Below are 18853 nucleotides of genomic sequence, written 5' to 3' on the forward strand. Positions count from 1 at the left end.
AATGGAAGCTCCCGTCAATCAGAAGATTCAACTGTAGGCATCTTTTATGAAGGGGATGTCCTGTACGGTAAGCTGCGTCCATATTTGCGAAAAGCCATTATTTCAGAGATGGCAGGGTGCTGCTCAACAGAATTTTTGGTTCTGAGGGCTGAAAAAACAGAACCCAGATGGCTGCAAGAATGGCTTTTAACTCCTGATGTAACGCATCAAATAGAGTCAGGATGCGAGGGAGCGAAAATGCCTCGTGCAGATTGGGGGCATATCGGTTCAATTGAAGTTGTATACCCAGATCAGCCTGAGCAAGCGCAAATACTAACCACCCTCGACCGCGAAACCGCCCGTATTGATGCGCTTGTCGAGAAGAAAACCCGCTTTATCGAGCTACTGAAGGAAAAGCGACAGGCGCTGATTACCCATGCGGTCACCAAGGGGCTAGACCCCAACGTGAAGATGAAGGATTCCGGCGTTGAATGGATTGGGCAGGTGCCGGAGCATTGGGAGGTGAAGCCGTTCAAATACATCCTTTCTGCTCCTGTGTCCTATGGGGCTAATGAGTCTGCGGAAAGTGATGACCCAAATCATCCAAGGTATATCCGTATTACTGACCTGACAGAGAACGGCACCTTAAGGGAGGATACATTTAAGACTCTGCCATGGGATAAAGCTTATAGTTATTTACTGTCTGACGGCGACATATTGCTCGCAAGAAGCGGTGCGACAGTAGGGAAAAGCTTTCTATACAGAGAGACTAATGGTGCTGCGTGCTTTGCAGGATACTTGATAAAAGCTAGCTGTAATGAAGAAAAGGCTCTTCCAAAGTATATTTACGCTTACCTTCAGTCTCACTCTTATTGGGAATATATTAGCGGAAGCAATATACAGTCCACAATACAGAATGTTAGCGCTGAAAAATACAGTTCTATGGTACTGCCTGTTCCTCAACGAGAAGAACAAGCCACCATCGCGGCCACACTCGACCGCGAAACCGCCCGTATTGATGCGTTGATTGGCAAGGCAGAGCAAAGTATTACCCTACTTAAAGAGCGCCGCTCGGCCTTTATCACCGCCGCTGTCACCGGCCAGATTGATTTGCGAGGAAAACAATAAATGCAATCAGCAGCACATCAGGAAAAACACTTCCAGCAATACATCATCGACCGGTTGGTAGATCAGGGCTGGAAGCTGGGTGATTCCAAGTTCTACGACACCGAGCGGGCGGTGTATCCCGAAGACTTGGAAAGCTGGATCAAAACCAGCGGCCAGCAGGAAAAATGGGACAAGCTGGAACGGCTCAACGGGGCCAAAACCCTTGAAGTGCTGATGGATCGCCTGGATAAAGCACTGGAGAAACAAGGCACCATGCAGGTGTTGCGCCAGGGTTTTTCCATTGCCGGTTGCGGCCTGATTGAGATGACCGAGGCTGCACCGGAAGACAAGCGCAATGCAGCAGTCATTGAGCGTTACCAGGCCAATATCCTGCGCGTGGTGCCGGAGCTGAAGTATCAGCCGGCCCGTGAATTTGCCATTGATTTGGTGCTGTTTATCAACGGTCTGCCGGTGGCAACCGTCGAACTGAAGACCGACTTCACCCAGTCCTGCGAAGCGGCCATGGATCAGTACCGCAATGATCGCCTGCCGTATGACGCCAAGACCAAACGCCGGGAGCCATTGCTGACCTTCAAGCGCGGGGCGGTGGTGCATTTCGCCATGTCCGACTCTGAAATCATGATGGCGACCAAGCTGGATGGAGAAAACACCTTTTTCCTGCCGTTCAATAAGGGGCGAAAGGACGAAAGCGGCACGGTACATTCGGGTAACCCGCCAGGTGAAATTAAGGCCGATGGTACCCAGGAATACCCGGTAGCCTACTTCTGGGAGGCGGTCTGCCAGCCGGATGCCTGGCTGCGGATTTTCCATAGCTTTGTCTACGTCGAGAAAAAGGACGTGGTGGATATTCAGGGCAACTGGTCGAAGAAAGAAACTCTGATTTTCCCGCGCTTTCACCAATGGACGGCAGTTAACCAGATGCTGGCCGATGCCCGCGAAAACGGCGCAGGCATGACCTACCTGTGTGACCACAGCGCCGGTTCCGGCAAGACCAGCACCATTTCCTGGACGGCCCATGACTTGGTGAAACTGCGCGAAGATAACGGCGACGCGGTATTTAACAGCGTGATCATTGTCACCGACCGTAATGTGCTGGACGGCCAGCTTCAGGACGCGGTGAAGCAGATTGACCATCAGTTTGGGGTGATCGCCGCCATTGACCGGCAGAAGTCATCCAAGTCCAAAAGCAAGCAGCTCTCGGATGCCTTGTTGTCTGGTACGCCGATTGTGGTAGTCACGATCCAGACCTTCCCCTACGCGATGGAAGCCATCATCACTGACAAGGCTCTGAAAGGGAAAAACTTTGCTGTGATCATTGATGAGGCGCATAACTCGCAGACAGGCTCTACCGCCGCTAAGCTGCAAGCCGCGCTGGGGATGAGCGGACAAGGCAAGATGTCCACCATGACGGTGGATGAACTACTGGAGCAACTGCAAAAGTCTCGCGCCCGCCCGGACAATATCAGCTACTTCGCCTTTACCGGCACGCCCAAGCACTCCACTTTGATGCTGTTTGGTCGCCCGACAGATCCAAGCCAACCGATCTCGGACGATAACCCGCCGCAAGCCTTCCACCTGTACACCATGCGCCAGGCCATTGAGGAGAAATTCATTCTCGATGTGTTGAACGGCTATGTGCCCTACAAAACGGCCTTCAACCTTTCCAAGCAGCTTGAAGACAGCAAGCGGGTAAGCGGCAAGGCTGCCAAACGCGCCCTAGCACAGTGGATGTCATTGCATCCCACCAATGTGACCCAGAAGGTACAGTTTATCGTTGAGCACTTCACCAAAAACGTCGTCCACCGGCTGGATGGCAAGGCCAAGGCGATGGTCGTGACCAGCTCCCGTGCCGCTGCCATTCGCTACAAGAAGGCGTTTGACCGCTATATCGAGCAGCACAGCGAGTACGGCTTTATTCATTCACTGGTGGCATTCTCGGGCAAGATGAACGGTAAGCAGGTGATGCACCAGGATGACAGCGAGTTCAAGGATGATGTGTTTATCGTCGATGAGAACGAGGAGTTCACCGAGCAGAGCATGAACCCGGATGTCCACGGGCAGGATTTGCGCTTTGCCTTTGACCGCCCGGAATACCGGGTGATGTTGGTGGCCGACAAGTTCCAGACCGGCTTTGACCAGCCCAAACTGGTCGCCATGTATGTGGACAAGAAAATCGCCAACCATGTGGAGATTGTGCAGACCTTCGCCCGCCTGAACCGGACGGCACCTGGGAAGGATGAAGTCTTTATCATTGACTTCGTGAACGATCCAGAGAACGTGCGCAAGGCCTTTGCCACCTATGACAAGGGCGCTCACATCGGCGAAGTGCAAGACCTCAATGTGGTCTACGAGATCAAGGAGCGACTGGACGAGCACGGCCTGTACGACGAGAAGGACTTGGCCGCGTTCAAGGAAGCCCGCTTCAAGACCATCCGCGATATCACCCATACTAAATCGCCACAGCACAAGGCGCTTTATGCCGCTACAGCTGGAGCGACGGCCTTGTATAACGACAAGATGAAAATGTTGCGCGATGGCATGGCAACCTGGGAAACAGCGTTTGAGAAGGCCCGCGCCAGGGGTGATGAGGCGGGCATGAAGTCTGCCGATCACCACCAGGATGAGTATGCCGAGCAAATCAAGGCGCTGATGGGCTTCAAGTCGGACCTGGGGCGCTTCTGCCGTACCTATTCCTATATCGCCCAACTGATTGATTTTGGCGACCCGGAGTTGGAGAACTTTGCCGCTTTCGCCAAGCTGCTGCAAAAGCGCCTTCAGCACGAAGCACCGGAAACCGTGGACTTGACAGGCCTGGTGCTTACTGGCTTTGACATCAATGCTCGACCCGATGACGTAGAAGACGAAGGCAAAATCCCGGTATTGCAACCAGCAGGTGCAGGCGGTGGTGGCGCGGCAGGCGACAAGCCGAAATTCGTCAAAGAGATTATCGAGAGGCTCAACAGCCTGTTTGGTGAGGCGACGCCGATCCAGGATCAGGTGGCTTTCGTTAATCAGATTTCAGCGATTACCGGTGAAAGCGATGTTGTCATGGCTCAGGTGGAAAGCAACACCCGTGAGCAGGCTATGAAAGGCAACCTCCCCGGTGCTGTGCAGCAAGCTGTTGTTCGTGCTTTGTCCAGTCATCAGAAGCTGGCAACCCAAGTGCTCAAGTCTGACCGTCAGGGCATGACCGCATTGGTTGATATGGTGTATGACCTGCTGCGCGAAGGCAAAGACATCGATCTAGGTATGGATTAAGCAGATGCTTGACCTGCTGAATCTGCCAGGCATCAAGCCGGTCGATATGCGCCACGAAGGCAAGTGCCTTGTGATAGTTGCTGAGCCGGTAACGGTCGAGGTGCCGTTATGTGGGGACTGCAACATCCCTATGCACAGACACGGTACGCGCAAAAACAAGTTCATGGACACGCCGTTGTACATGGAGCCCGTCCGCCTTGAAGTTCAGCGCCCGCGCTTTCGCTGTGAGTCGTGCGGAAAAATGTCCATGCCGGAGTTGAGTTTTCTGGATGACAAACGCCGAGCCACCAAACGGCTGGTCGATGTTATTCGGCAACAGTGCCTGGGAACCACCTTCCATGCTTTAGCCGAGCAAACCGGTGTGGCGGTGAACACCGTCAAGAACATCGCTCACGATCTCATTGAGGAACTCTCCCAAACCGTTCGTTACGAAACCCCAGTCATCATGGGCATTGACGAAGTGAACCTGGCCGGAGGGTATCGCTGTGTAATCACCAATCTGGCAACCAACAACGTCTTTGATATGTTGGAGCATCGAACTCAAGAGCATTTGAAGCCCTTCTTCAAGGATTTGCCGGATGCTGACAAGGTGGAATGGGTCTGTACGGATATGTGGCGACCCTTCAAGCGTTCCTTTGCTCAGTATCTGCCCAACGCCAAACTGGTAATCGACAAGTTCCATGTCGTCAAGATGGCTTCTGAAGCCTTGGAAGTGGAGCGCAAGAACTATCAGGCACAGTTAAGCAAAGAAGATCGCATTTACGTCAAAAAGTCGATTCGCTGGCTCACCCTGAAGCGACCCGGCAACTTGACACCCGCAGAGCAAAAGGCGCTGGAGGTTGTAAAGCAGGCGATCCCAGCACTTGCCATGGCCTATGACTTCAAGGAAGCCTTCTTCTGCATCTACGACGAACCCGACAAGCAGAGCGCTCAGAACGCCTTTGAGGCTTGGGAGAACAGCCTTCCACCTTATGGCATGGAGCCTTTCAAAACACTGGTAAAAACGGTACACAACCATTACGACGACATCTTTGCCTACTGGGATGCGCCGTTCTCAATCACCAATGGCTATACCGAAGGGCTCAACGGCTTGATCAAGATGTCCAATCGGTTAGGTCGGGGTTATAGCTATGAGATCATCCGTGCAAAGACGTTGTACTCCAAAGAAGCCCGCAAGGTTGGCAGTGGTATTCGAGCAGGACGAGGCAAGGTCGAGTATGGACCGCACATTCCGACATTGTTGAAGCAGGCAGAAGGTGGAGAGTTGGATTAACGCGAGAGATGGCGCGTCTGAGAATCCAACCAATGTTAGATTTTCGCTGGGTGGTGAAAAACAGAAAAATCCAACCAGAAGCAGCTTTTTTTCCGACTAAGAATCAAGGATTAGAATGGATGAATTCCAATCCTAGAATGCAAATAGCCAAAATTTCAAAGGTGGCGGTCCTGCTGCCTCATACACCTTACTATTGTGTCTTAATAATGTAACTATTCACATTCAAGCTAAATGAATATCATTAGGCGACAATAACTCAGTCCGACGTGTTGCCTAATAATGATTTTTTATATGCATATCTCCCTCAACTTTTCTGCTCTATTGCTCGCAATTCTTCATCACATTTATTCAGATCCCATGCGTAAAATGCACTCAGGTCACTAAACAGGCATCCCTCGTCTACCCATCAGTTGATATTGATATGAAGTGTTTCGACAGATACTCCAGGCGCTGAGATGTAAAGGACTCGCAGGATCTGCATTTTTATCCTGTCGGCTGTTTACCTCGAACCGGAGCACCACATATAATTATCGCTTTGTTACATCAGATGCACCCCTCTGCTCTTTCTCAGCCTGTGAATTTTTACAGGGGGCCGGTAGTTGCCGGATAGAGAAAGGAATAATTTCTCTTTAAGGATTTTATCGAATGCTGTTCGATACAGAGAAAATCAAAGAGCTGCTTCGGGAATCTCCCGGCCTGACAGGCAAACAGATAGCTAAAACTCTCGGATATGCTGACAAGTCAGCCCTGAATTCATTTTTATATAGCCATGCAGAGGGACTCAAACGGGTCGAATGGAAATGGTATGTTGACGATGAATATGTTCTGGTTCTGGATGGCGACGCTTGGATCGATGAAAATATTTTTGAAGCTAACTTATCAGCTTCGGGATGTCTGTTGAGCGCCTCTGCGCGCAGATGCAGCATAAGCTTCCCGGAAAGTTGCTCTATTTTATTGGCAGCTGGAGCAAGGATAATTGCATTGGCAAATCAGGCTGCATATTCTGGAAAATCCATAGAACTCGATTTTAGCAAATGCCCTTCTGCGAAAAACTACCTGAACCGGTTAGGTTTTTTTGATCATTTGCATCCTGATGTGTTAGTCAAGCCTGAGAGACCAACGAATTCAAGGGCACAACGCTATCAGGGAAACAGTGACAATCTGGTTGAGATAGCCTCTATAGACCTTGATGATTTTGATAACTCTATCCCTGTAAAGTTAACTAAGAAGTTTGTAGTCCATGCCGGCCAAAAGTACTACATGGCGGTGTTCACCATATTTTCAGAGCTGATTGGTAATGTCCGGGATCACAGTGAGAGCCCGATTCCTGGGTTTGCAGCGTTACAGTTATATAAAGGTAAGCGGCGCCACATTCAGACCGTCATTTCAGATAGTGGTTTGGGTATTGCCACGACATTGAAACGTAATCTTAAAAAACATTATCCTGAAATTTTCGAGGAACTGGAGTCATCAGGCGAAGATGCTGATTTATTCTTGGTTACCCATGCGCTTAAAAATGGTGGGTTGAGCCAATTTGGGTCTGCACCTGACGAGGCAGCTCGGGGACTGGGTCTGAAGCGTTCTCAGGATCTGGCCGCAAAATATGATGCTGTTGTTCTTGTCCGACAACCTGACTTTGAGTTGAGAATTACCTACAAGAATGGTGTTATAACTGAAATTACCAGCAAAAAAAGGCTCGCGTTGATTAAGGGCACACAAGTTTGCTTTGATTTTTTCCTGGGCTATGATTAGTATCATCTCCTTAAATTAACCATAAGAAGCAGGATTGTATGAAAGTCAAACTGCTGGAACTCACTGAAAACAATAACCATCCATTTGGAAATGTTTTGGGGCGGGAAGTGTTTAAGCGACTTCAAAATGTTGTTGACTCAAACCCTGGCTGCAAGTCTTTTGAAATCTCTCTTGAAGGAATTGTGGCTACCGATTCCTCTTTTCCACGTGAAAGTGTCATTGCGCTTGCAAAGCAGCTTTGTGGGGAAAAGTATTTCTTTATCACCGATGTCAGCTCAACAGATCTCATCGATAACTGGGACTATGCTGCCATTGCAAAGCAACAGTCTATGATAGTGGTTTTGGCTGGCGGAGTGCGGGTTATTGGTCCTGAAGCGAAAAGCTCGACAAAGGCGTTGCTTGACGTCGTGTTAGGACGTAATGGCGTCAGTACGGCAAATGTCGCTAAGTCTCTCAACATATCAGTTCAAAATGCGAGCACAAGGCTTAAAAAACTTTCCAGTGAAGGGGTTATCATGAGGTCTGAAGTGTCCTCACCAACAGGAGGCATTGAGTTTATATACTCCGGTCCAAATATTTCCGCTTAAACAGCTTGATTTAACCAGATTGCTGCATGTATAGTTATCGCAGTGGTTCAGTTTTTTTCTGACACCTGGTTAAACAGCTTTATTTAATGAGATTCTGAAGCGCTACTGCCGAAGAACTCCTGGAGATATTTATGCAAGAGATTCGTTCCCAACACCCCCACGACCACTTCATTGAGGTGGCAGATGAACATCTCGTTTTCCGTCAGGTCGCGCTTGAGGACCGTACACCAAACGGTTCACAGATTTCTGCTGCATCAGGTTTTAAACCAGATCAAATGCCTGTTGTCCTGATGTTTCTTCCGAATGGTTCACTGGAAGATATCCGTCCTGATGAAGTTGTCCATCTTGGCTCTGATGTTCGCCGTTTCATCGTTATTGAATCAGATCGCACGTATTTTTTTACAATTGACGGGGCACGTCTTGAGTGGCCATGCCGCTTAATCACTGGTTATAACGTCCGTAAGCTCGGAAACATTGACGACAATAAAAAACTTCTTCTTGAACGTGAAGACGAAGCCGATCTTGAAATACAAAATGACCAGATTATCGATCTGGATGGTGATGGGATTGAGCATTTCATCAGCAAAAAGGCAACGTGGAAGCTGAATGTTCAGGGTAAGGAATTTACTTTTGATACCCCGACCGTTGTCATCCGGGATGCTGTTATCCGGGCAGGGCTGAATCCCAATCAGGCATGGCATATCTTTCTCAAAGTTGAAGGGCAGCCAAAAGTTGAGAAGAATATTGATGATGTCATCGATTTGCGCACACCCGGGATAGAGAAACTGCGACTTACGCCGAAAGATGTGAACAATGGCGAAGAGTCGCCTGCCAAGCGCCGTGAGTTCAGTCTTCTGCCCAGTGATGAGCGCTATCTTAACGAAATGGGGTATTTTTGGGAGACCAGCCTGAACGGCAATGCACGATGGCTGATTATTCACGGTTTTGAGGTGCCGGAAGGATATAATCATCACCAGGTAAATCTGGCACTGTCGATAACATCTGGCTATCCCGTAAACATGTTGGATATGTTTTATGTCTATCCACCATTGGCTCGGGTCAATGGCGTCAACATTCCGGCTACGGAAGCTACGGCGGTTATTGATAGTGTTGCGTATCAGCGATGGTCTCGCCATCGCTCATGGGATCCTGAGACCGATTCAGTTATTTCTCAACTGGCCATGGCTGATGGTTGTCTGCAAAAGGAGGTGGAGCAATGAGCCACGGAAGTCGTCTAATCTTAACTCAGGAACTCCATACTTCTCTGAAGAAACATCTTTTTCCAGGAGACGAAAAAGAGGCGGCTGCAATCCTGGTGTGTAACCGTTATGAAGGAGTTCGTCTGAAGCTCATGGCAAAGGAGCTAATTCCGGTTCCATATGAAGAGTGCGTATCCAGGACGAGTGACTTTATATCATGGCCTGGTAGCTATCTGGAGAAAGCCATTGATGCCGCTGAAGAAACTTTAATGACAGTTATTCTTGTACATTCACATCCCGGCGGTTTGCTTGAATTCTCGGATACGGATGATGCAAGTGATGCTCAGACGATGCTTTCTCTTTATCAGGGCGTTGACACTGTTCATGGTTCAGCAATTATGGTCTCTGAAGGAAGCATGCGTGCACGGCTCTATCGTAAGGGGAAATACGCTGAGAATGTGGATTTAGTAACTGTCGCAGGTGATGATATTCACTACTGGTGGGATGGTATTTATGAGTTAAGCCAGCAACCGATAGCTTTTACATCGGGTATGACTGACACCTTTAACAAACTTACCGCAGCTATCATTGGTGTATCTGGCACAGGTTCAATTGTGGCCGAACAGGTTGCCCGGCTAGGATTTGGGGAAATAGTTCTTATTGATCATGATCATATTGAAAAGAAAAATCTGAACAGGATCCTGAACTCGACTCTTGATGATGCCCTGAGCGGCCGGTCGAAGGTTGATATGTTTGCGCAAGCTATTCGCAATATACGAGGAAAAGATATTGCCCAACCCATTCAGGACACCATCTTCTCGCGAGAAGCCGTTCTGTCAGCGGCAAATGCAGATGTGATTTTTTGCTGTGTTGATACTTTCCAGGCTCGGATGATTGCAGATCGCATTGCTTCGTCATTTTTAATCCCACTGCTTGATGTGGGTGTAAAAATACCAACGCATGTTGATCCTGAGGATGGAAGAAAAATTACGGATGTCACGGGACGGATAGACTATGTAAAACCCGGTGGATCTACGTTATCTGATCGGCAAGTATACACCCCGGAGCTTATCTACCGTGAAAACCTGAGCGAAGAAGAGTATGACGAGCAAGTCGAAAGAGGTTACATCACAGGGCTACAGGAAGAGGCTCCAGCTGTAATAACACTGAACATGAGGGCAGCGGCAGCATGTGTACTGGAATATATCGCCAGATGTTTCCCTTTTCGTGAATACCCTAACAAGGGATATGCGCGAACGTTGTTCAGTCTTTCTGGCGTTGAAGAGGACTATATCGATGAAGATGCAATTGCCAGGGCTCCCAATCCCCGTATAGCCGCTGGCAGGAAAGAACCACTTTTGGGTATTCCTGAACTGGGAGATATGTAATGTCTTTTTTCAACAAGGTTCTTTATTATTTTCTACGCAAGTTTGAATATTTACTTCCGGCAAGGCAACTGATTATCGTTAATGCAGATTCATTACCGGATAAGATGCCCCTTCGTTCCATAATTCTCGCCAGAGAGGGCACGGAGGATTGGTGTATTGGATTTAAGTGTCCCTGTGGATGTGGGCGAACCATTGAGTTACTGGCTATAGAAGAAGCCAACCCCAGATGGGATTATGCTCTTGACGATAACAGCTTACCTTCCCTGTATCCTTCTGTATGGTTAAAAGATGGTTGTCAATCTCATTTCTGGATAAAAAAAGGAAGAGTTATTTGGGTTTGATTTTAACTTTTGAAAGGAAAAGGCAAATTATCCAGATAATAAAAACAGAGCCTGTTCATGTACTTGTGAGTAGTTTTTAACTTAGGGACACCCTGAGCAAAAACAATTTGCAGGTTTAATCAGGTCTGAACAGCCAGTTTCAAAGAGATTCATTTCAATCATGTATTTGTAAATCTCATGACGAGACTCTGAATTTAATTTAGAGAGTCTTTTAATATTTACTTTGTGAATTATTGGATGGTGTTTTAAATATAATAAATTGCTTTCTATCAGAGAACTTATCTGTCTATCCATGGGGGAAGTGCTTCGTCGTTACGCCGGTCACAGCGCTTGCCCTGCTAACCGGCAGAAAGTTTAACTCGTAGTGACAACTGCCCACGCGATACACACAAGGCGCGGCTGACTTGCGCGATTCTCCATCCTTAGGCAACAAGGACGCAGGCGCTATCCATTTTCACGAGTGATCGCACTCCACGCCTTCTTTCAGGACCTCTTCCTCCATACAGCTTAAGTTCTCGCAAACGAACGATTCACCTTTAGAGATCCTGCAACATACTCATAATGTTCTCTGAGTCGAGCATCATGCAGAAAGCCCTTTCAATAAGGGTTTAAGCGCTACTACATGTTTGTTTAACAATCTGTAGTTTGTATTCTTGTTTTAACACCCTGTACGTTGTTAAATGAGACTCCAGAAGCATGTTTCAGACGCAACAACGCGTGGTTATCTCAAAATGAATAAAGCCTATCCGATAAAGCATCTTGATCATTTACGTCCAATATTGATTGGTTTTCGCAAAGTTAATGGACTCACACAGAAAGCTATTTCAGAGCGATTAGGAGTGTCACAGCAAGCTTATGCACGTTTCGAATCCAATCCATCGAGTGCCAGTTTTGAAAGGCTATTCAGAGTGTTTACTGTTTTAGGGATTGAGCTTTCCTTATCTTCGAACAAACCTTCAACTCCAGCTTCCTCAACAGAAGAGAAAGACAAATATGAATTTTCTCCCGCCAGACGGGAAAAATGGTGACAATTATGTGGGATGCTTACATAGCCATTTGCCGTTATTCATCTGCCACATCCAATAACTTTCGAAGCCCTGTGACAAAACCTCGTGGAAAAACTTCACTGTTGTAGTCCGTGTCTTTTACTTGCCCGGCCTGGGTAATCTGCCAGTTGTTCTTATCCATGCATTCCTCAGATATGGAATACGCCAGGGCTTTCTTTTCTGAGTGGGTGAGAATTCCTGACAGGGACGGTAATACCTCCACCGTAGATTCTGGTGTCGTTTGAAACTGCCGCACGGGGCGTTTGTCGATGATGATATTGGCATGTTGTTTGAGCAGATTTACTTCATTGCGGTAGCGGTTACGCTCGGCAATGATTTGGCCAAACAAGGCGCGTACCGCCAGGTCCGGGATGCGCTCTAAAAGTTTATAGTCTGCGGGAACAGATTTAGACCGGGAGGTACCGGATAATGGCTTTTGGATACTGGTATTACAAGTGGCTGCCCAGGCCTTTATCAGTGTGCGGTAATGCTCGTTACGGGTAGCCCGCAGGGCTTCATAAGCAAGACCGCCATCGGCAGCGGACACCAACCCAATCTTTGTGATGGAGAAGTCTCGCTGGCCTGATTCAGCATATTTCTTCAAGGTGTCATTAAGCTTTTCAAGGTTCTGCTGAGTCCGCTTTACTTTGCCTTCTTTCAAATCAGCAAGAATGATATCAATATTTAATTCCATTAGTTCTCCAGTAAGTCAGGCAGGGCAATGTGACTAAGGTGAATGGCTTTGCTGGTAAGGGACTGAATCCCCTCAGAAAAAAGGTTATTATTAGTCAGGTATTCACCTGCCTCAATATAACCGACCACCTTGCGGTATCCTTCAAGTTTATCGTCAGGATCAGCTATTTTAGCCATCTGACGCAGCATTGCGTTGGCAGCAATAAGCTGCTGTTTATCGTCCATTTCCATGAAAACAGGCTCAAAACCTTTTTTCATTAATACCCGACTCAGCTGCACCGAACGCTTTTGAATGACCGGAGTTTTGCGAAGTTCATCCAGCAAATCTGGATAGAACTCAGCATCCTCGCACAATAAAGACAGATGCAATAATTCCGAGTCAGTTTCGATAAACTTCAGAGCATGACAAACGTCCTGCTCTGAGCCAACCGCAATCAATTTATCTTTGAGGTCGCCGTCCTTCCTGAGTTCTTCGACACGAATGATTTTGTTAATAAGTTCAAAACACGCAATCCAGTCTTTCGTATACTCATCTGCTTCTGCTTGCTGTATTTCATAACGGCGCTGTAGTGCCTTTAGCTCATCATGTCTGATAAAGGGTTTTCCTTGTTCCTCAAAGAAAAACTGTTCATCTTTAAGTATGTCCAGTTCACCTTCAATTTCCACAGATAAGGCAGAAGCCTGGTGTGCCCTGTAACTCAGCTGGTTAAATTGGGCATTGAGCGCAGGAAGGAACCGGGCCTCGGTGATAAACCATCGACAACGAATACAGTTTTGAGGGCCATGGGGGACACTTTCATAAATACGGCTGGCAGCGGAGCCTGAGTCTTTTATCAATACCCCACCATTCCAGCATCCTCCTAGGGTATTAATTTCATCAGGCTTCACGGTGTTACCTCCCATCAGGCACAGCCCACACGAACGCTCTTCCCAGCCAATCGGGTTACGATTAACCAGAGCTGTCTGGATACTCCCCTCGCTGTGATATGCCATCCTGCACTGAATCTGCTCCATTGAAGCATCTTTGAGAAAGTTGCGAACCGACAGCCTGGATTTAACATCCAGAGTGTCATGTGCCTCGCTCATTTTATCTGCCATGACAGAAGGTGTGATTTTGTTGTAATAGATGGTCATCAACAGGCGAGTATGGCCTGCCAGGAGTTTTGAAATCACAGGTAATGGCAGTTGTGTGTCCATTGTGTACGCAGTGATCAGAGAGACACGCAGGCTGTGAAGAGGAAACAGCGTGGCTGTACCTTTCATTCTTCCCTCGGGATAATCCACAACCAGCTTCAAACGCTCGTCGTTATCCAGGGTATCCCCGCGGGCTGCGAGTTGATTTTCTAATTCAAGCAGCAATTGATACCAGAATGAATCTGACGCGTTATAAGGAATAGGTTTTTGTTTATCCTCGCCTCTGGCAGATGCGTCACGGAACAGAAAAGCGATTTCTCCCATACTTTTCAGTTGTCTGTCTGATCCCTGGTGGTGTATATGCTTTCTCAGCAGCAAAGTACATTCGGTAGGCTTCGCAATCGGATTGTATTTTTCTTGCCAGTTCCTCAATTTCTCCAGCCAGTACAGCACTTCTTCGTTTTGCCACGGTATGATGTAACCACGTTCCAGTTCATTTTTATTCTGGTCAGCAGTCTTGTTGGTATTGATGTACAACCCCGTCGAGTATAGTCCAGTCATGGTATCGTAAATCCGACGGAATATGCCTTTTCCAAATGGGCGCTTTGCACTGCCAAGGGCGAAATCATGTCGAGTGTTAAGAATCCATCGACCATTTTCATAGCGCCACGTATCGGCTTCTCCGCTGTCCAGCATACGAACCTGCGAGGAACGAAGTGGCAGGTGGAGCTTAATGAAAATCATCATTGCTTTTACAGGCGACCAGATTTGATAAAGGGTGATTTTTTTACCTTTACGGGTCACTTCTCTGGTACGCCATACGCAGTCGGGGTCATTTTTATCAATCAGTTCTGGCCCGACTTCAAACCAGTCGCTCCCAGCATGCTGCGCCCAAACCCAGTATTTAAAGTGACGGTAATGCCAAGCAGGAAGTAATTTTTCTTCCTGTTTAAGATTCTGACCGATAATGGTGAGTTCAGTTTTATCCGGTAATGGACAAAGGATCTGGCGCAGGTTCTGAATATAGCGATATGGTAAGGGGTTGCGCACTGTTTCTGTAGCAACATATCCTTTTTTAATTTTTCGGAGTGGATTTAAAACCAATGGAACTAAATTGCCATAGTTATCTTTTTCCGAAAAAACGTCTTTGACAACAAAATCAATGAATTCATAAGCATAGTTCATGCCTTTTTGAATGTTCGCGGATGCGGCAACAGTGCTCCTTATAATTTGCTCAAACTCTTCACTGGAGCACTTATGTCCCTGGTAGCCTTTAAAAAATAATGACAAATCACTTATTGCATACGGGGCGTACACAGCAATATAGGACTCAAAGAAGCGTCCCAGGGCCTCGCGTTTATCACTTATACCGAGGGTTTGTGTTGCCATCCACTTTGCTGCCAGCTCCTGCCATTGCCGCCATTCTGCGCCAAGCGTAGTCAGCATCCATAAGAAAGCTAAGTCGGATGTACGCCCATCATTTTTTTTGCTTTTTGGTGGCAACATTATTTACCTCTCAGCTTTGGATTCCGGCCTGTGAAATAACCCTGCGGGTCAATGTCATTAAAGCCATGTTCAGTTAGAGCTTTCCAGTCAAGAATTTTGACTTTCGAATCAGGGTTTGCCAGCAGCAGTGTAGCTTTAGTGAGTTCGTCCGAAATTTCTTTCTGACCTTTGCCTGTATATGGGATTTGTGAATCCAGAGACTTGTGATGCATGCAACGGCGGATCACAAGCGGGCTCAGCCCTGAACGCTCTAATCGTCTTCCGTAGTTATGTCGATGTCCGTGAGGGCCTAAACCTTCTGCCTTGTTTGGTTCTAAACCAATTCGTTTTAATCCATTGATGTAGTTGTCATGAAAAGCGGAAATTGTGTAAGGGTTACCGAGGGCGCTGTGATGAAAAGAAATGAATGCATAAGGGTGGTGACAGTCGATACTGGCGCGATACTTTTGATAGTTTTTCCAGAGTGACATAAACACTTTTCCATAGTCGGCAGGAAACCACTGAACCTGTAGGTAATTATCTTTATGATCAACCACGCGGTTCTTCCAGCCAAGTCGGGCAGTTCCTTTCATTCGCTGTCGTGGTATCCGGGCATATTGTTCTTTTAAATATGCCGCTCTGGTTGATGCACCAGAGCGATTACGCCAACCTTCAGGGGCCTTACCATCAGTCTCGTTATAGATCCTGACCACAGCACTGTCTGGGTTATACGGGTCTTCAAATACATCCGTCACCCAAAGTGTTAACGCCTCACTTTCGCGCACCCCACCACCGTGCATAAGCAGAAGAATTAATTTATCTCTTAGTGCCACTCGTGGATCGCCAGAGCCACCAACACCACACATATAGAATTTTTCCCAGTGCATTTCGGGAAATGCGATAGCATCATGTTCAGCTATTGTGAGAGGAGTACGGCCTTTGATCGTTCTCGCCTTACGGATGGTTTTGTTAACAGTTTTATCTTCAATATGACCTAAAAAATCGTTCTGATTTTTGCGATACCATGCGGCGTAATTTAACCTCTGTTCATGCCGGGTCGCTTCACACAACGGATTCACAGACTCTACACCTTGTTTGTGTGCCAGCCAGTCGGTGAAGGCAGACAGTCGTTGAATATGTTTATTCACGTTACTGGTTGAGGCCGGCACCCAATACAAACCTGAAGGGTCAATCCCATTCTCGCCAATCGTTCCAGTATATAAACGCTTAGAAAAAGTCTGGAAGAGCAGCATTGGGTCGTCAAAGTCGCCTCTATTTGCCTGCATGTAATCCAGCAATAAGGACACAGCCTGGAGGACCCCATTCATTACCGAGTGGCTTACATCGTCGGCTTCTAACTTAAGCAGGTAATCTGTTACCACACTCAACTCTCCCTGCTCTGTCAGAAGGATAGGGATTTGGCTTTTGATACCAGTGTTATCTTCTACAATCGTTGCCCTGACTTTAACTGATGACAAATCATGTTTTCCTTTAAGTAGAATACACAATACACACTGTATACTTTGCTTAGTTTTTGGGTGAAAAAAAAGCAGATCCATCTGCTTTAGTACACTTTATACACGTTTAAGTTAACTGTATATAAACAAAGGCTGGCCTGTTTAATACTCTCGGCTGTCGATTACTTCAGACCGGCAGCCTCACGCAGCAGAGCGGCTTTGTCGGTTTTTTCCCATGGGAAATGTTCACGACCAAAGTGACCGTATGCAGCGGTTTCCTGGTAGATTGGGTGCAGCAGATCCAGCATCTGAATCAGGCCGTATGGACGCAGGTCGAAGAACTCGCGCACCAGCAGGGTCAGCTGTTCTGAAGGCACTTTTTCAGTACCGAAGGTTTCCACCATGATGGAGGTTGGCTCAGCAACGCCGATTGCGTAGGAAACCTGAATTTCACAGCGGTCAGCCAGGCCGGCAGCAACGATGTTTTTCGCCACATAACGTGCAGCGTACGCGGCAGAACGGTCAACTTTAGACGGATCTTTACCGGAGAACGCGCCGCCACCGTGACGCGCCATGCCGCCGTAGGTATCAACGATGATTTTACGACCGGTCAGGCCGCAGTCGCCCATTGGACCGCCGATAACAAAGCGTCCGGTTGGGTTGATGAAGAATTTGGTTGCTGAGCTCAGCCATTCGGTTGGCAGAACCGGCTTGATGATCTCTTCCATCACTGCTTCCTGCAGGGATTTCTGATCGATCTCTTCGGCATGCTGGGTAGACAGCACCACAGCGTCAATACCGACGATTTTGCCGTCGTCGTACTGGAAGGTGACCTGGCTTTTCGCATCCGGGCGCAGCCACGGCAGGGTGCCGTTTTTACGCACTTCAGCCTGACGCTGCACCAGACGGTGTGCGTAGGTCACAGGTGCTGGCATCAGCACGTCGGTTTCGTTGGTTGCATAACCGAACATCAGGCCCTGGTCGCCCGCGCCCTGTTCCAGCGGATCGGCACGGTCAACGCCCTGGTTGATGTCCGGAGACTGTTTGCCAATCGCGCTCAGCACCGCGCAGGAGTTGGCATCAAAGCCCATATCAGAATGCACATAGCCGATCTCACGCACCGTGTTACGGGTGATCTCTTCGATATCAACCCATGCGCTGGTGGTGATCTCACCGCCAACCAGAACCATGCCGGTTTTGACATAGGTTTCACACGCTACGCGCGCTTTAGGATCCTGCGCCAGGATCGCATCCAGCACCGCATCGGAGATTTGGTCAGCAATTTTATCAGGATGTCCTTCTGATACGGACTCGGACGTAAACAGGTGTTTTGCCATGTTTTATTTCACCTAAGAGGAATTTGGTTAGCTCAAGCTGCTGTGTGGAATAGCCAAAGGAGATAATTCTACCAAGGCCTGCAGGTTTTTGACACTGGCAGTATGAGTGTTAATCAGTATAGATGGATTAACATCTGGATGGCTATTTTAGGTCACTTCTTCGCCCGATTTCCAGTTTTTTTTGATTCATCTCTCACTGCGTTGAAATGGCTGCTGGAAATTTTTCCTGACGCTGCTGGCAACACGCGTATTTTTGTTTTGCTTTTTAGCCCCCTTCTCGGTATAAAACGCGGCGCGCGGCTCATATAAAATCAGCGCTCGATGAATACATCGTGTCGCCACTTCCAGCCGGGTTAAGCAGTGAACTTTTAGCTTTGGCTTGGGGTCCGTTTCATCAGAGGCGGCCGTGGAGGTGATACGAGATAATGAACCATCGTTTTCCGCTAATTCAGCGCTGCCGTTCTGGCGCGCCATTGATTCCCGCAACCCGCATTTCTAGTCTGCAAACCTGCCGATGTTATACCCATCTCGGCGCTTCTCAGGATTCAAGGGCCGGTTACGCTCTGTGAAAACTGAACAAGGGCGCTCTTGTTAATACAAGAGTTTTCTCGTGGTTTCGCCGAACCTTGTCATACAGAGTTCGGATACGTGTTTTACAATGATATGAATAAGAAACCGGTCGCACGGTCTGGATTTCAGCATACTCTGCTGGGAAACGGAGCCGTTTATGGGTTGTTATCGCCGTATAACGCTGCGATAGTAGTCAACTGTTTTACACTTAATACAAAGAGTTGAG

At 47.8% G+C, this 18853-nt stretch carries 14 protein-coding genes and 1 pseudogene; 10 read left to right on the forward strand and 5 right to left on the reverse strand.

The genetic code is table 11. The features are described 5' to 3' along the window. Positions 1-291 precede the first annotated feature (291 nt). The 9 genes and pseudogenes from ACMWL8_RS15935 to ACMWL8_RS15975 all read left to right on the forward strand — a co-directional run. Positions 292-1107: pseudogene (locus tag ACMWL8_RS15935) on the forward strand (restriction endonuclease subunit S); the annotation flags it as partial. Then, a complete protein-coding gene (locus tag ACMWL8_RS15940; RefSeq protein WP_028018532.1) occupies positions 1108-4365 on the forward strand; it encodes a type I restriction endonuclease subunit R in 3258 nt (1085 codons plus the stop codon). Positions 4366-4369: 4 nt separating this feature from the next. After that, the gene (locus ACMWL8_RS15945; protein ID WP_028018533.1) at positions 4370-5638 is read left to right on the forward strand and encodes an ISL3-like element ISKpn25 family transposase; all 1269 of its coding nucleotides are present in this window, start codon (positions 4370-4372) and stop codon (positions 5636-5638) included. Between the two features lie 645 nt (positions 5639-6283). Beyond that, positions 6284-7390 (forward strand): hypothetical protein, encoded by a 1107-nt coding sequence (locus ACMWL8_RS15950; RefSeq protein WP_001567866.1) that lies wholly within the window; start codon positions 6284-6286, stop codon positions 7388-7390. Positions 7391-7428: 38 nt separating this feature from the next. Continuing rightward, complete coding sequence (locus ACMWL8_RS15955) at positions 7429-7977, forward strand: winged helix-turn-helix domain-containing protein (protein ID WP_001567865.1); 549 nt, start codon at positions 7429-7431, stop codon at positions 7975-7977. Between the two features lie 131 nt (positions 7978-8108). Beyond that, on the forward strand, positions 8109-9197 hold the full coding sequence (locus ACMWL8_RS15960) for a multiubiquitin domain-containing protein (protein WP_028018535.1): 1089 nt from the start codon (positions 8109-8111) through the stop codon (positions 9195-9197). Further along, positions 9194-10564, forward strand: coding sequence for a ThiF family adenylyltransferase (locus ACMWL8_RS15965; RefSeq protein ID WP_028018536.1), 1371 nt, complete (start codon positions 9194-9196; stop codon positions 10562-10564). Before ACMWL8_RS15960 ends, ACMWL8_RS15965 begins: the two co-directional genes overlap by 4 nt. Further along, the gene (locus ACMWL8_RS15970; RefSeq protein WP_028018537.1) at positions 10564-10905 is read left to right on the forward strand and encodes a DUF6527 family protein; all 342 of its coding nucleotides are present in this window, start codon (positions 10564-10566) and stop codon (positions 10903-10905) included. Before ACMWL8_RS15965 ends, ACMWL8_RS15970 begins: the two co-directional genes overlap by 1 nt. Before the next feature lie 731 nt (positions 10906-11636). Beyond that, positions 11637-11933 (forward strand): helix-turn-helix domain-containing protein, encoded by a 297-nt coding sequence (locus ACMWL8_RS15975; protein ID WP_071891924.1) that lies wholly within the window; start codon positions 11637-11639, stop codon positions 11931-11933. Positions 11934-11967: 34 nt separating this feature from the next. On the opposite strand, the gene gmtX is transcribed toward ACMWL8_RS15975, so the two are convergent. From gmtX to ACMWL8_RS16000, 5 genes are all read right to left on the reverse strand, one after another. Continuing rightward, on the reverse strand, positions 11968-12645 hold the full coding sequence (gene gmtX / locus ACMWL8_RS15980) for a gamma-mobile-trio protein GmtX (protein ID WP_014833216.1): 678 nt from the start codon (positions 12643-12645) through the stop codon (positions 11968-11970). Continuing rightward, complete coding sequence (locus tag ACMWL8_RS15985) at positions 12645-15284, reverse strand: integrase family protein (RefSeq protein WP_063614131.1); 2640 nt, start codon at positions 15282-15284, stop codon at positions 12645-12647. Before ACMWL8_RS15985 ends, gmtX begins: the two co-directional genes overlap by 1 nt. After that, positions 15284-16741 (reverse strand): gamma-mobile-trio recombinase GmtY, encoded by a 1458-nt coding sequence (gene gmtY / locus ACMWL8_RS15990; protein WP_414751604.1) that lies wholly within the window; start codon positions 16739-16741, stop codon positions 15284-15286. The genes ACMWL8_RS15985 and gmtY overlap by 1 nt, the downstream gene beginning before the upstream one ends. Positions 16742-16902: 161 nt before the next feature. After that, complete coding sequence (gene metK / locus ACMWL8_RS15995) at positions 16903-18057, reverse strand: methionine adenosyltransferase (RefSeq protein ID WP_041908329.1); 1155 nt, start codon at positions 18055-18057, stop codon at positions 16903-16905. 186 nt (positions 18058-18243) lie between these two features. Next, on the reverse strand, positions 18244-18531 hold the full coding sequence (locus ACMWL8_RS16000) for a hypothetical protein (protein ID WP_045260764.1): 288 nt from the start codon (positions 18529-18531) through the stop codon (positions 18244-18246). A 189-nt stretch (positions 18532-18720) separates the two neighbouring features. Between ACMWL8_RS16000 and yqgB the strand changes: the two genes are divergently transcribed. Then, complete coding sequence (gene yqgB / locus ACMWL8_RS16005) at positions 18721-18852, forward strand: acid stress response protein YqgB (protein WP_127312443.1); 132 nt, start codon at positions 18721-18723, stop codon at positions 18850-18852. Position 18853 lies beyond the last annotated feature (1 nt).

It is taken from the genome of Enterobacter sp. 04-C-12-SI-ECC (assembly GCF_047530715.1).
Taxonomy (GTDB): Bacteria; Pseudomonadota; Gammaproteobacteria; order Enterobacterales; family Enterobacteriaceae; genus Enterobacter; species Enterobacter bugandensis.

What these genes read in the sequence shown, in the direction of transcription:
- ACMWL8_RS15950 (WP_001567866.1), top strand. Translation starts at nt 6,284, where the DNA reads ATGCTGTTCGATACAGAGAAAATCAAAGAGCTGCTTCGGGAATCTCCC.
- ACMWL8_RS15985 (WP_063614131.1), bottom strand. Translation starts at nt 15,284, where the DNA reads ATGTTGCCACCAAAAAGCAAAAAAAATGATGGGCGTACATCCGACTTA.
- metK (WP_041908329.1), bottom strand. Translation starts at nt 18,057, where the DNA reads ATGGCAAAACACCTGTTTACGTCCGAGTCCGTATCAGAAGGACATCCT.
- ACMWL8_RS15960 (WP_028018535.1), top strand. Translation starts at nt 8,109, where the DNA reads ATGCAAGAGATTCGTTCCCAACACCCCCACGACCACTTCATTGAGGTG.
- ACMWL8_RS15945 (WP_028018533.1), top strand. Translation starts at nt 4,370, where the DNA reads ATGCTTGACCTGCTGAATCTGCCAGGCATCAAGCCGGTCGATATGCGC.
- ACMWL8_RS16000 (WP_045260764.1), bottom strand. Translation starts at nt 18,531, where the DNA reads ATGGCGCGCCAGAACGGCAGCGCTGAATTAGCGGAAAACGATGGTTCA.
- ACMWL8_RS15965 (WP_028018536.1), top strand. Translation starts at nt 9,194, where the DNA reads ATGAGCCACGGAAGTCGTCTAATCTTAACTCAGGAACTCCATACTTCT.
- ACMWL8_RS15970 (WP_028018537.1), top strand. Translation starts at nt 10,564, where the DNA reads ATGTCTTTTTTCAACAAGGTTCTTTATTATTTTCTACGCAAGTTTGAA.
- yqgB (WP_127312443.1), top strand. Translation starts at nt 18,721, where the DNA reads ATGAATAAGAAACCGGTCGCACGGTCTGGATTTCAGCATACTCTGCTG.
- ACMWL8_RS15975 (WP_071891924.1), top strand. Translation starts at nt 11,637, where the DNA reads ATGAATAAAGCCTATCCGATAAAGCATCTTGATCATTTACGTCCAATA.
- ACMWL8_RS15955 (WP_001567865.1), top strand. Translation starts at nt 7,429, where the DNA reads ATGAAAGTCAAACTGCTGGAACTCACTGAAAACAATAACCATCCATTT.
- ACMWL8_RS15940 (WP_028018532.1), top strand. Translation starts at nt 1,108, where the DNA reads ATGCAATCAGCAGCACATCAGGAAAAACACTTCCAGCAATACATCATC.
- gmtX (WP_014833216.1), bottom strand. Translation starts at nt 12,645, where the DNA reads ATGGAATTAAATATTGATATCATTCTTGCTGATTTGAAAGAAGGCAAA.